11 protein-coding genes are annotated in these 12,835 nt (G+C 48.0%); 3 read left to right on the plus strand and 8 right to left on the minus strand.

Annotation, left to right across the window (positions count from 1 at the left end; all coding sequences use genetic code 11):
• Window positions 1-9: 9 nt before the first annotated feature.
• The 8 genes from QMA13_RS29510 to QMA13_RS29545 all read right to left on the minus strand — a co-directional run bounded on the left by QMA13_RS29510 (window position 10) and on the right by QMA13_RS29545 (window position 10,856).
• Window positions 10-1,719: a putative 2-aminoethylphosphonate ABC transporter permease subunit gene (locus QMA13_RS29510; protein ID WP_282937221.1), complete on the minus strand. Its 1,710-nt coding sequence runs from the start codon at window positions 1,717-1,719 to the stop codon at window positions 10-12.
• A gap of 13 nt (window positions 1,720-1,732) precedes the next feature.
• Entirely contained in the window at window positions 1,733-2,773 is a 1,041-nt protein-coding gene (locus tag QMA13_RS29515) for a putative 2-aminoethylphosphonate ABC transporter ATP-binding protein (protein ID WP_282937222.1), read from the minus strand.
• A gap of 147 nt (window positions 2,774-2,920) precedes the next feature.
• The gene (locus QMA13_RS29520) at window positions 2,921-4,627 is read right to left on the minus strand and encodes a methyl-accepting chemotaxis protein (protein WP_282937223.1); all 1,707 of its coding nucleotides are present in this window, start codon (window positions 4,625-4,627) and stop codon (window positions 2,921-2,923) included.
• Window positions 4,628-4,723: 96 nt separating this feature from the next.
• Window positions 4,724-5,830: a putative 2-aminoethylphosphonate ABC transporter substrate-binding protein gene (locus QMA13_RS29525; RefSeq protein WP_282937224.1), complete on the minus strand. Its 1,107-nt coding sequence runs from the start codon at window positions 5,828-5,830 to the stop codon at window positions 4,724-4,726.
• Window positions 5,831-6,022: 192 nt separating this feature from the next.
• Complete coding sequence (locus tag QMA13_RS29530; protein WP_282937225.1) at window positions 6,023-6,595, minus strand: hypothetical protein; 573 nt, start codon at window positions 6,593-6,595, stop codon at window positions 6,023-6,025.
• Between the two features lie 495 nt (window positions 6,596-7,090).
• Entirely contained in the window at window positions 7,091-8,311 is a 1,221-nt protein-coding gene (locus QMA13_RS29535; RefSeq protein WP_282937226.1) for an ABC transporter permease, read from the minus strand.
• Window positions 8,283-9,017: an ABC transporter ATP-binding protein gene (locus tag QMA13_RS29540; RefSeq protein WP_282937227.1), complete on the minus strand. Its 735-nt coding sequence runs from the start codon at window positions 9,015-9,017 to the stop codon at window positions 8,283-8,285. Before QMA13_RS29540 ends, QMA13_RS29535 begins: the two co-directional genes overlap by 29 nt.
• A 147-nt stretch (window positions 9,018-9,164) precedes the next feature.
• Window positions 9,165-10,856, minus strand: coding sequence for an alkaline phosphatase (locus QMA13_RS29545; RefSeq protein WP_481858256.1), 1,692 nt, complete (start codon window positions 10,854-10,856; stop codon window positions 9,165-9,167).
• A gap of 381 nt (window positions 10,857-11,237) precedes the next feature.
• Here QMA13_RS29545 and QMA13_RS29550 point away from each other — a divergent pair, with 381 nt between their 5' ends.
• The 3 genes from QMA13_RS29550 to QMA13_RS29560 all read left to right on the plus strand — a co-directional run bounded on the left by QMA13_RS29550 (window position 11,238) and on the right by QMA13_RS29560 (window position 12,834).
• Entirely contained in the window at window positions 11,238-11,414 is a 177-nt protein-coding gene (locus QMA13_RS29550; protein ID WP_282937228.1) for a hypothetical protein, read from the plus strand.
• A gap of 23 nt (window positions 11,415-11,437) precedes the next feature.
• Entirely contained in the window at window positions 11,438-11,620 is a 183-nt protein-coding gene (locus QMA13_RS29555) for a hypothetical protein (protein ID WP_282937229.1), read from the plus strand.
• Between the two features lie 329 nt (window positions 11,621-11,949).
• On the plus strand, window positions 11,950-12,834 hold the full coding sequence (locus QMA13_RS29560) for a class I SAM-dependent methyltransferase (protein ID WP_282937230.1): 885 nt from the start codon (window positions 11,950-11,952) through the stop codon (window positions 12,832-12,834).
• Window position 12,835: the final 1 nt, after the last annotated feature.

Below are 12,835 nucleotides of genomic sequence, written 5' to 3' on the forward strand. Positions count from 1 at the left end.
TTTAATTTATTATTTCAGTACTTGCCATGAATCGGTTTTTTTGCGTACTTTGTGCACGACCAGCTCATACAGGAACCGGACGATAATATTGGTGACAACAATCAAGCTCGACATCGCGGCTGCGGCTGCGACATCTCCCGCATCATCCATATTCACGATAGATACGGCAGCCAGATTAAAATCGGCAGATCTTAAAAACACTACAGCTGATACCGTAACCATCGAGTTCACGAAGAAATACATTGCGATTTCCAAAATCGCCGGCAGCGACATCGGTACTGTCACCCTCAAGAAAGTCCGGTAGAACGGTACGCTCATCGACTCTGATACGAGCTCGAACTCTTTATCCAGCTTCTTAAGCGTTGTTGTAGCAGTTATAAAAGGAACCGAGTAAAAGTGAATCATATTAGCTAAGACGATGATCGCCATGGTGCCGTACATAAAGTTCAGAGGATTGTCTGGATTGTTAAAGAAAAATATATAAGCAAGCCCGATAACCATGCCCGGCAGAGCGAGCGGTAATATTGATAAGAAATACCCGACTTGGCGGAGCCCATGAAAGTTTCTTGTTTTCTCAATCAAGTAGGCAAAGCTGAAAGCGACAATCGTTCCGATAACCGCTGTAAGAAGCGATACCTCCAGGCTGTTATAAAAAGGCTCCAGGCCAGAAGCCGCCACTTTCGAGAAATCAAAGTGCTTGGTCGATAGAGCCAAGTCATAGGGCCATACTTTAACTAAAGATGCATAGCCTGTCGTGATCAATGGGATGAAGATTCCGATGACACATAACCAGCAAATCACCGTATAAAAAAGGTCCCGTGCTTTACCATCGTTAATCCGGTAAGGCGTCGATTTAGCCGACAACAGCGCTTTTTGCTTACGCTCGACAATCCGGTCTACGGCAAATGCTATGAAAGCCGGGATTGTCAGCAGGATACCGACGGCTGCACCCATCGAAAAATTTTGCTGTCCGATGACCTGCTTGTAAATGTCGGTAGCCAGCACGTTAAACTGCCCACCTACCGCCTGGGGCGCTCCGAAGTCGGTAAAGCTCGCCGTGAAGCATACGAACAGCGCACTGATCAGACCGAATTTGACCGACGGCAGCGTGACCGTCAAAAAGGTACGGGTTTTGCCTGCTCCAAGCGTTCTAGCCGCTTCGTACAACCGGTAATCCGTCATCGATAACGCAGCTGCAAAAATCATAAACGCCTGCGGGAATAAGTAGATGACTTCCGATATGATAATTCCGACCGGTCCGTATAAAGGAATCTTGATTCCGTGCGGAAAAAATCCGAAAAATCCTGTTGTAATAAGACCCTGATTGCCGAATAAGTAGGTGAGTGCAATCCCATGCATCATCGTCGGAGCAAACAACGGCAGCAGCGCTGCATATTTAAAGAAAGCTTTGCCCCGAATCGAAGTCCTCACAATGCCGTACGCATAAAGAAAGGCGAGCACAGAGGCGATGACTGTTGAGAAGACCGAAATGTACAGTGTGTTCGTCAACGATCGGAATAGTGAAGGTGTCGAGAAATATTTGATGAAGTTCGCCAAGCCAACAAAGGCGTCTTCCCGATCTACAAACGCTTTGGCAAACAATAAGCATAACGGAATCAAGATGCCAAGCAGCAGTGAGACGACCAGCAAGGCGATAAGCAAGCTTTGAAGTGATTGGGCTGAGCTCCATTTTTGTCGTAATGCTCGAATAGCTGTCATAACAAGTGCTCCTTTATACGCTTACGAGCGCCGCAGATTGAAACGTAATGAACCTTTCCTTCGGAAGCTCCAAGGTTACAACCGAATGCTTGGCAAGCTTCAATTGGTGTGTCAAGTGTGCAGATACGTCTACGGTAACCGTCTGCGAAGGAAACTCCGGATTCGAATCGGTCTGTAAGGTAAGCCGGTAAAAGGCGCCTCTGAATTCAATGTGCTTCACCACTGCCTGCACTCCACCTTTGGAACTTGCGGGAGCTATCCCTATATGTTCGGGACGGACGGCCAAAGGCTGCCGATCTCCATGCTGCTGGGAATTGGAAGCATCCCCGAAAAAGTTGATGGCTCCTATAAAATCAGCGACAAACGGCGAATTCGGACGATCGTATACTTCCTGTGGAGAGCCGATCTGCATGACTTCGGCATTTTTCATGACAACGATCCGATCAGCCATGGATAAAGCTTCCTCTTGGTCATGTGTGACCATGATGGTCGTAATGCCGAGCTTCTCCTGCAAATCTCTGATTTCCGTACGCAGCTTCAAGCGCACCTTGGCATCTAACGCAGATAGCGGTTCATCCAGCAGGAGAAAATCCGGTGACAGGACAACGGCTCTTGCCAGAGCAATACGCTGCTGTTGTCCTCCTGAAAGCTGTGCAGGATATCGGCTGCTCACATGCTCCAAATCGACCAACGCCAACCCTTCCCTTACCTTTCCATCTATCTCCGCCTTGCTCAGCTTTCTGCCTTGCAACCCGTAAGCGATGTTCTGATAAGCAGTCAGATTAGGAAACAATGCGTACGATTGAAACACCATGCCAAAGTTACGCTTGGCAGGAGGAAGCTGGGTTATATCTTTGCCTCCTACGGTTATTTGGCCTTGTGTAGGAGTTTCCAAACCTGCTACGATGCGCAGCAGCGTTGTTTTGCCGCAGCCGCTCGGACCTAGCAGGCATATAAATTCATTTTTGCGAATGTCGATATTCACGTCTCTGAGCGCCGTGAACGAACCGAACGTCTTGTGGATTCCATGTATGGACAGGTAAGCCTGTGACATAAGCGCCTCCTATTAGTGATCGAAGTTTGGATTTGAACGAATGCCTTTTCGTCGTTACACCTTCAGTATAGAGGTCAATTGTTATCGCACTGTTAAACGCAAGTTAATTTTATGTTATTTGTTGTTTTTAATTGTTTTTAGTTGTTATTACCTAAGCTTAAAATGGCTTGTTGTGTTCTGAAGCTCCCCAGCCATAGCAAATAACGATTCTGAAGAACGTTTAATTTCCTCCATAGCAGCCAGCTGCTCTTCATTAGCGGCGGCTGTTTCATGACTCGATGCCGCGCCTTGCCGGGAACTCTCAGTTACTTGTTCCATGGCATCAGCCAACTCGCTGCTGTCCAGTGCCATCCGATGAATGGAGACGGTAACCTCTTCGGCCTGCTCCGTCACTTTGCCCATGAACCCATCAATAGAACGGAACACCTCGTTCATATGTGAAGAGCGTGCCACCCCATCGCTGGTCATGCCCATGCCTTTGTTCATAAAAGCGATTACGTCATCTGTCTTCATATGAATGGCCTGCAGCAGCCGAGTGATCTTCTTGGCAGCCTCATCCGTCTGTCCGGATAACTTTCTCACTTCATCAGCAACTGCTGTAAACCCTCGCCCTGCTTCTCCAGCTCTTGCCGCTTCGATAGCGGCGTTCATTGCGAGCAGGTTCGTTTGTCCTGCAATTTCGGAAATAATTCCTGTTATGGAGCCAATCTGGCTGCACTCCTCACCCAACCTGTTTACTACAAGTTCGGTTTCGGTTACCATCCCATAAATGTCGCTCATTTGCCGCTGCATCTGCTGAGCCGCGGCAACTCCTTCACGTGAGGAGCCTAGCGCTGCTTCTGTTAATTGAGTCATACGGCTGCTGCTTATGCTCATCAAATCCATGTCCGTTTTCATTCGATGCACCGCGGCCAGAGATTGCGTTAAACAGCTTACCTGCTGATGAATACCTTCGTTCAGCCTTTCTGTTGTAACGGCGATGACTTCCGCAGCCTCCTTGCTTTGTTCTACATGAGAGGCGAATCGGCCGGCACTGTCCACCAACTGCTCGGCATTATGGCTGATCGTATAAACAAGCTGCCGCAGCCCCTTCATCATCGAATGAAACGATCGATTCAGCATGCCGATTTCATCCTTGGACTCATACAACCCTTGAACCGTTAAGTCTCCTCGTTCAGCCCGCTCCATTAACGACTGCATCTGCCGAACCGGCTTCACGATCAAGTGTGCGATCCACGCTCCGCATAGACTGTTCAGGACAAGGGCTGCGACCGAAGTCGCAATGAGCACACGGATCAACTCCGCATAAAGTGAGTTCCGATCTTGATTCAAACGCTCCGCCGTCTCCAGTCGGTTCTGCTCCAGGCTGCCGGTAAATTCATCTAGCGTTTCCATAATGCTTTTCATATGGGTCCTGTAATATTGGTAAGCTTCCTGCTGCTTTCCCTGCTTGGACAGCTTCATTACGCTGCTGCGTTCTTCTTCATAATCGACAAAAGCTTTTTGGAGCTTCGCGCTCCACATCTCGCTGACCGAATCCCCTCGGGCGGATGTATCGAATTGTTGAATCAACTGCTGCGTCGAAGTCGATACCTTGCTCATCTCGTTGTCCAATACATCTTGGTAGTGGGGGACATGCTCCAGCATCTTATCGTTCATTCGGTGAATATTGCTCTCCGCTTTATTAATCCATATCGTTGGCAAGTAGTCCGTATTGTACATGGTATCCGCCTTCTGGTTGATATCCTTTAGGAAGATATAGCTCGAAGCTGTCATCATAGTAAGAAACAAGACGGTAATGCCGTTAAGCAGCATGATTTTCCTTGCTATGTTCCAATGTCCGATCCATCGCATTATTCATTCCCCCGGTTAAGACAGCATAGATCTCTGCATATGTAGGAAAAGAAACATACGCGAAACAATTGTCCCGCGCATGTCCTTGAATCCGAATTATTTTTTAGGCTCGCTCTTCGCGTCGTAACGTTTGCTCCATTCCGCTAATACGGAGTCGCGGTTTTTCGCGGATTCGTTCAAATCCAGCTTGATCAATTGCTTCAAAGGATCTTTATCGTAGCCTTCAGGAATGGCGTTCGAATCACTTTTTACAGCCATGATCGCATAGTTCTTGCCATATTCCTTCATAGCGTCGTCCGTAATAGCCCAGTCAAGGAAATCTTTAGCCGCTTGCTTCACTACCTTTTTCTTCATTAGAGCATTAGCTTCTACATCCCAGCCGGAGCCTTCCTTAGGGAAAACGACCTCAACCGGAGAGCCGCCCTTCTTCTCTTGAATACCTCTATAGCCAAAAGCAATCCCGATCGGATATTCGCCTGTTCCCGCCATTTTGGCCGGCTTGGAACCTGAATGCACATACATCGCAACATTGTCATGCAGCTTGTTCATGTAATCCCAAGCTTTGTCCTTACCCATTAAGGAAACAAGACCGGACACTGTCAGGAAGCCTGTACCGGAGGAAGCCGGATTCGGCATTGTAATTAATCCTTTATACTCTGGCTTGGTCAAATCAGCGTAGGATTGAGGTACAGGTAAATTTCTTTTCTCCATCTCTTTCTTATTCACTACAAATGCTGTTTCCCAAGCGTCGATGCCGACCCAGTGAGTCGGGCTGTTTTTGTCCTTGAAATCGGCTTGAATACGCTCAACTCCTTTTGGAGAATAGCCTTCAAGCATGCTGTTCTGATCCAGTACGAGCAAGCTTGTAGCCGCCACTCCCCATACAACGTCGGCCTGAGGATTGTCTTTTTCTGCAAGCAGCTTGGCCGTCACGATACCTGTGGAATCGCGTACGATGTTCAACTTAATATCCGGATACTTTTGCTTGTAGGTTTGAAGGTATGCTTTGATTTGGTCATCCTCCAAAGCGGTATAAACCGTTAAATCCTTGCTTTTCGTATCGATATTCGATTCTGTGCTTGCATTGGCTCCGCTCGCTTTCGATGCATCTGCAGACGCATTCCCTTTCGATGTGCTTCCGCATGCGGATAATAGGGATACGGACATTACGAGTGCTGCAACCAGTGCTAAAGGCTTTCTCATTCAAATTCCCTCTCCTTTTGTTTGGTGGATAAGTTAACTATAAAGGGGAATTGTAAAATGACTATAAAATACATGTAAAGAAATTGTTTTTTTATATTTTTCATTGTTTTTGGTTGCGTTTGTAGCTTGATAAACGAAAAGAAACACAACTTCTTGAGGCGTAAAGCCTCTAAGGTTGTGTTTCCTTGGTAGTTATTCTTTGATCTTTTCAAATTTGGCGTCGTACAGCCGGAACATCGTTTTGTAGCCGGATTCGTCAATTTTGATCCCTACGTCGAGTCTGCCGGTAATTTGCAGCGGCCCCGTCGTATAGCGCAGCTTCGTATCCTTCGGAACGAATACGATCATGATTTTGTTCCAGTACGTTTCGTCCCCATTATCGAATGGACATTCTGCTCCAGGCTGGGGAATGAGCAGAAACCAGTGCTTATCGAAGGATAGCACCTCGCCCATAAAGCCCTTGATCTGCACGGTCTTGCCGTTCAAATCCCAGAACTTGTTGGACGGCGTCGATTGCTTATCATCGTCGAAAAACTCCGACCACTTCAGCTCGTTCGACGCCGGCTTAGCGGATGGCGTCGGTTTGGCGGCAGGCGGCGTCTCTTCCGCCGCCGGTGCTGGCTCCACGGCTGAGGCTGGCGCTGCCGTGGGGGCGGGCTCCGCCGCTGGCTGCTGCGCGGCGGTGACGGCCTTCGGCTCCTGCTGCGCTGGAGCCGGGGATACGCTTGCGGCAGGCGTTGCCTCTGCCGCTGCGTTAGCCGCCATCCCCTGCGGCGCTGGGGATGGGCTGCTGTCCCCCCTGCCTGTAGTGCAGGGGGGACGCGGAGGCCGCCGCAGGCGAGGCCGCCGCAGGCGAGGCGGCCGGAGCTACCGGACTCGGGGCAGCGCCCGAGTCCACGGGTTTGCCTTCTGCGGCGGGCACCGCAGAAGGGGCAGCCACGGCGGCGGAGAAGGACGCCGCCGGAGGCTCTGCGGCCGGCTTGGAGCCGCAGCCGGCCAGAAGCGCAGCCGCGAACAGCACCGCGGTCGCGACCTTGGCCTGAGCGCGCCTCAAGCCGCGCGCTCCCCCAACCTTTTCCAAGCGTCGATGCATCCCATCAAGATACCCGCTATCTGCTTCGACTCCCATGCTGTCCCTTCTATTCGCAAGCCCTTCCTTGCTCTTGCTTCCTCTGTTCCTATCTAGCAATGATCTCTCCATCCAAGTCTTCCCCCTCTTGATCGAGCATGATTGATTCATGACTCACCTAAATGGCGCCCTTATGACCGGAACAGCTGCAGCGGATCAACTCGGTACAAATTCATGGCCGGCCACAACGAAGCTAACACTCCAACCGCTAATGTCCCCAGCATTAACAGCCCTTCTCCGTAAGTAAACTGCCACACATCCAGAGCAATTCCCGAGAAATCAAACAACACATCCCGACCTGCATAACTCCCCGCATGACCGGCCACCAGCCCAATCACCAAGCCTATCGCCGTCAACAGCAGCCCTTCCCCAATCAACGACATCCATACGAATGATTTGGATTTGCCAATCAGCCGGAGTAAGCCGACATCCTTTTTGCGTTCATTGACTGCTGCAGTCAATGACAATAATATTGAAATGGCGGCAAGCACGATGCAAAGTACGGTCACGATACTGATAACCTGCGAGCCTTTATCCACCATGTTAACGACATCTGCAATGGCTTTACTTGTATAAATCGCCTGCACATTATCGATTCGATCGTACTTATTCTTGAGTGTCTGTGCTCCGAGCAGCGTTTTCGGTTTAATAAGGACCGAGGTGATGTCCTTATGCGAACCTTGCTGGCTCTGATGAACCGCCCAAGCATAATCTACCGTAGTGAATACAGCCCGATCGTCAGATGTATGAAGCGGCGGCAAAATACCAACTACCTTATAGGCAAAGCTATGATGCGCTTCATGCTCCTCGTGAGACTCGCCGTTCTCCTCTTCATCCTCGTGCTCCCCTTCCTGCACGAGCCCATGACCTCCATGAAACGTATCTCCCACATGAACGCCAAGTGTTTTGGCGACATGAGATCCGATAATGGCTTCCCCTGTTTGCACATAAACCGTACCCGCTTCCAACTTTTTATCACCGTATCGGGCTAAGAAATAACGGGCATCAATACCGACAATCGGATAGCCGTTCAGGTTGTCTCCGGTCGTCATCGCAAATGCCGCTTCCGTCTGCTCTTCCTTCTGAATCTGAGCAAATACCTCGTAAGGAATGTTTCCCGTCGGAGTGCCCACATGGTAGTACGTGTTCAATGCAAGCTGCGTCTGGCTGCCTTTGGCTCCAACTGTAAGTTCGAATGGACCATAGCCTTTCTCAGCTCCCTGCTCTACGCCTTGACTGCAAAGAATAAGGAACACCAGGAGCGCTACGGTCATCGCAACTGAAAAAATTGTCAATAGCGACAGCGTTTTGCGGTGCAGCATATTACGCCATAACAAATGAGGCAGATTCAAGCGGCTCCCCTCCTTCTCCTCCAGACTGCCGTCCCGGCTCAGCCCGAAGCAGCTCATTGATGTCGCTCATGTAGACCCGAGTTGGGTACAGTTCCGCCAAATGCAAGTCATGCGTTACCGTTACGAGCGTCGCTCCCTCCTGTTCGCACAAAGACAGGAGTAGCTGCATAATTGAGCCAGCGGCTTCCCAATCCAGACTTCCAGTCGGCTCATCCGCCAAAATAAACGGCGGGCGATGTATCAATGCCCGAATGATCGCTACCCGCTGCTGCTGCCCTCTGGACAGCTGTGCAGGCAGATGATGCTTCCTGTGCTCCAAGCCAACCCTCTCAAACCAATCGTTCATCTGAGCTTCCCGCTCCTGTTTGCTCCACTGCTTCGGCATCACCAATTCCACATTTTGCTTTGCAGTCAACGATGAAATCAAATGAAAATCTTGAAATATATAGCCAACCTGACGCGCCCTATATTGATCTCGCTGCGCCTCGGAATAACGATGCAGCGGGTTGTTGTCTATCGTAATTTCTCCGCTATCCGGTGTAAGCACTCCCCCTAACAAATGCAGCAAGGTGCTCTTCCCGCTGCCGCTCGGACCGATTAAGGCTAATCGCTGTCCCTTTTCCACGAACCAATGGGGGATATGCAATATGGGAGATTCCGCCCCATCCATGACGAACGATTTACGCACATTCATCAGTGTGATCATCTTTATGCCTCAGCCCCTTCTCCGTCTTAATAAAACAGGCAGGGGAAGTAGTATCCCCTGCCTGAGTCTGTCGAGAAACCTGTTATTTCGGCAATTTGCTATATGGTAGGTGGGGTATGCCTCAGAGGCGTTTACGTCCGCCTTACGTTATTTCAAGCTGATACGTTCGGACAGCGCGTCCCAAGTCAGCTTTTTACCAGTCAATTGCTGGAAAGTATCCAAGGACAACCACAACAATCCGTTATCCATATCGGCTTTGAAGCTGCTTGCAGCGCCATTTTGGCTCACTTCCAAAGTTTCTACATTAACGGAAACCTTGTTAGCTTCTTTCGACAGCACAACGGATTTGGAAGCTTCATCCCAAGCTACAGTCACGCCCAACGCATCGGACAATGCTCTTGCCGGATACAGTACTTTGTTATCGCGAGTTACTTTGAATTTCGGATAAACGTATTGAGCTTGCATTGCAGCCGTCGTACCTTCCAAGTCTACATTTGCAACCTTGGCGATCGCTTTGGCAATGTCTGTGTTGTCGATTTGACCTTTAACCAGATCCGCAATCGGTCCGTACGCCCATACACCAACGTCTACCGCCGAGTGGCCGTGGCCGGTAAAGCCCACCATGAATCTTTTTGCCATAACAGCGTTATAAGCGCCCTCTTGAGTATAAGAAGTACCGTCACCAGCCATAATGTAAGCTGCTTCTTCGTCCGTCAAATCGTTGTAGCTAGTGTTCTCGAACACCAATTGTTTAATTTCTTCGATGCTTTTTGCCGCTTTCAGCTTAGTAGCGAACACTTCGGAAGATTGTTTTTCTTTATTCCAAGCATCTACGTTAATTTCATATACACCATCGCGGGACAACGACAATCCGCCGGTTTCATGATCAGCTGTAACAACAACCGAGGTATTGCCGTCTTTTTTCGCGAAATCCATCGCTACTTTGACAGCGGCGTCAAAATCCAACGCCTCTTGTACGAGGGATGGAAGGTCATTCGCATGGCCTGCATGGTCGATACGTCCGCCTTCGATCATCATCGTGAAGCCTTTTTGATTTTGAGACAAAATATCGATCGCTTTTTGTGTCATATCTGCCAAGCTAGGAATGGTTTCATCACGGTCCAGCACATAATCCACATGGGAATTGCCGAACAGACCGAGCGCTTTGCCATCCTTCGCGTTCAAGCTTTGCAAGCCTTTTTTATCGTAAACGACTTTGTAGCCTTTAGCCTCAAAATCCGGAATGATCGTCTTGTCCGTACGTTTGCCCTTCTCTTCCTTACTTAAGAAAAACTGCTTACCTCCACCGAATAGCACATCTACGCTTTGATCGTTCAAATATTGCGAGGCAATGGCGCTCTCGTTATCTCTGTTACGCACATGAGAGGCGTATACAGCAGGTGTTGCATGCGTAATTCTCGCTGTTGTAACAAGACCGGTCGATTTGCCAACCTTCTCGGAAGCTTCGATAACGGAAGCAAAAGGCTTGGATGCGTCTTCATTCGAAACGCTAATACCGGCGTTATAGGTTTTGTGTCCTGTAGCAAATGCAGTACCGGCTGATGCCGAATCCGTTACTTCTCCAGATACCATTACGCCGCCGTCTTCTCCACGGTCTGCATATGTAGTGGCTTGACCCACATAGTAGGAATCCAGCTCCAGATGATTTTTGTTCAGAAAATGACGGGAATAATCTCTAGCCGCAGATACTTGGGCAGGGCCCATTCCATCACCGATCAATACGATGACATTTTTCGATTTAGCCGCAGCAGCAGGAGCAGCCGAATCGGCAGCAAAAGCTGAACCTACGGTTAATGCCGGCAGCAAGGAAAGCGCCATACCGGATACTACCAATTGCTTGAACACTTTTTTCAAAAAAATTCCCCTCCGTTTATATAAATAAGGATGCACTGTACATACAAGCTTCATTATAGAGAGGAATGATTTGCTAAAATGAAACAAAATGTTTTCCGCATATCAATTTTAGCGAAAAATGTTAATGGAGCGTAAAAATACTATCTCTAGAAATAAGAGAACAGACCCCCTCTCAGTATGGTTAGACAACCTCTATCGATGCCTTTCAAAGATGTGCGACCGCGTTTAGTGGAAGGTTGTATCACCAATAAGAAAATTCTTCACTACGATAATGCTTTAGTGAGCATAAATTTTTCTATGTGGTAAAATAACCCAAATAGGCTTTTATAGAAAGGAGTGTTTAGATTGAATTTTTTCAATAACAATTATTTAAACGGGCTTTATGCCGTATTATTGGCGGGGGTATCTATTTTTACAGGGGAAATCGTAACGTTTATTATGTTGGGGTTTGTTTTCATGGCTTTATTGAACATTAATACGACTTTGCGCAAAATACTAGAGAAAATGGATAAGCAGCGCTAGAGTGAACTGGGAGGCATTGATATATGAACCTGCATACAGATATCAACGTACTTATGAACCATCTTCTTAATCGGGGCATTCTGCCTGCCTCTTCCAAAGTGATGAATCAAATGATTGGAACTACAGACTGCAAAGTATTCACGATTGGAGTCAACGACGAGCCGAAGTATATATTGAAGCTGGATGAACCTAGACATCTTTCTTAAGTAGTGGATTTTCATGAGACTTATGCTCACAGCTCTATATTGCCAAAGCTGCTGTATAGCGACCCTGCGGGTGGGTACATTTTGTATTCGTATATAAACGGGACAACCCATTATCATCGTGGACCCCAAAAGCAACTGGCTTCCCATTCTCGTAAAAGAACTTCTCAATCATTAAAGTCCATCCACATGACCTATAGGAATATTTAACTGCTTGGAATATTGGAAAAAGCTGTTATCTTAAAAATCATTCATCAATAACACAAAATTTATGTTGTAATGACATATATTTTGTGTTATTTTATTTTGAGATTCATTAGGGAGGTGCCAAAATGGTAGATGATAAAACAAAAAGGCTTTCCGTATACTTGCCTGAAAAGGTGAAAATCGATTTGGAAGCTATGGCTAACGATACAGGACTGTCGATGACGCAGCTTATCGTTATGGCTACTCACGGCCTGCTTTCCAACTACAAGTTGAATGGTGGGCAAATCTTTGCTGATTTAGTCACAACGACCAAACGCAGTGAAAGCTTCACTGATAAGATTGCAGCTGCTCATTCAGAGGATTCCAAGATGCGGGACTATTACGGCGCAAGAGCCGAAGAATATGAGGCTATCTACCATCGTGACGATCCGAATTATCAACAAGAGCTGTCCTTGCTGCGCAATACATTACAGTCCTTAACTAAAAATAAAAGTGTGTTGGAAATCGCCTGTGGAACCGGCTATTGGTCTCAAGCTGTAGCTGAAACCGCTGCAAGATTCGTAGGGGTCGATATTCGACCAGAGGTCATCCAAATGGCAAAAGCCAAAAACTTGCCTCCAGACAAAGTTACATTTGTCGAGGGGGATGCTTATAACCTGGAAAGCATTGAAGGAAGCTTTGATTTCGGGCTAGCCAACTTCTGGTTCTCGCACATTCCCAAAAATAAAATCGAACACTTCTTATCCGGGTTTCATCGGAAGTTACTGCCTGGAGCTAATGTCTTCATTGCGGATAATGTATATGTGCCGGGACGAGGCGGTGAATGGATCGTCAAGGAGGACAGCGAGGATACTTACAAGCTGAGGGAGCTGGCGGACGGTTCCAGACATGAGATTCTCAAAAACTATTATGACTATGACGAGCTGCGTGAAATATTCAAGCCTTTCTCGTCCGATCTGAAGCTATACGTCGGCAGCAGCTTCTGGTATGTCTCGTATACAGTGGCTTAAC

Source organism: Paenibacillus sp. RC67 (assembly GCF_030020805.1).
Lineage (GTDB): Bacteria > Bacillota > Bacilli > Paenibacillales > NBRC-103111 > Paenibacillus_S.

What these genes read in the sequence shown, in the direction of transcription:
- QMA13_RS29545 (WP_481858256.1), bottom strand. Translation starts at nt 10,856, where the DNA reads ATGGCGCTTTCCTTGCTGCCGGCATTAACCGTAGGTTCAGCTTTTGCT.
- QMA13_RS29555 (WP_282937229.1), top strand. Translation starts at nt 11,438, where the DNA reads ATGAACCTGCATACAGATATCAACGTACTTATGAACCATCTTCTTAAT.
- QMA13_RS29510 (WP_282937221.1), bottom strand. Translation starts at nt 1,719, where the DNA reads ATGACAGCTATTCGAGCATTACGACAAAAATGGAGCTCAGCCCAATCA.
- QMA13_RS29525 (WP_282937224.1), bottom strand. Translation starts at nt 5,830, where the DNA reads ATGAGAAAGCCTTTAGCACTGGTTGCAGCACTCGTAATGTCCGTATCC.
- QMA13_RS29530 (WP_282937225.1), bottom strand. Translation starts at nt 6,595, where the DNA reads ATGGCGGCTAACGCAGCGGCAGAGGCAACGCCTGCCGCAAGCGTATCC.
- QMA13_RS29520 (WP_282937223.1), bottom strand. Translation starts at nt 4,627, where the DNA reads ATGCGATGGATCGGACATTGGAACATAGCAAGGAAAATCATGCTGCTT.
- QMA13_RS29515 (WP_282937222.1), bottom strand. Translation starts at nt 2,773, where the DNA reads ATGTCACAGGCTTACCTGTCCATACATGGAATCCACAAGACGTTCGGT.
- QMA13_RS29560 (WP_282937230.1), top strand. Translation starts at nt 11,950, where the DNA reads ATGGTAGATGATAAAACAAAAAGGCTTTCCGTATACTTGCCTGAAAAG.
- QMA13_RS29540 (WP_282937227.1), bottom strand. Translation starts at nt 9,017, where the DNA reads ATGATCACACTGATGAATGTGCGTAAATCGTTCGTCATGGATGGGGCG.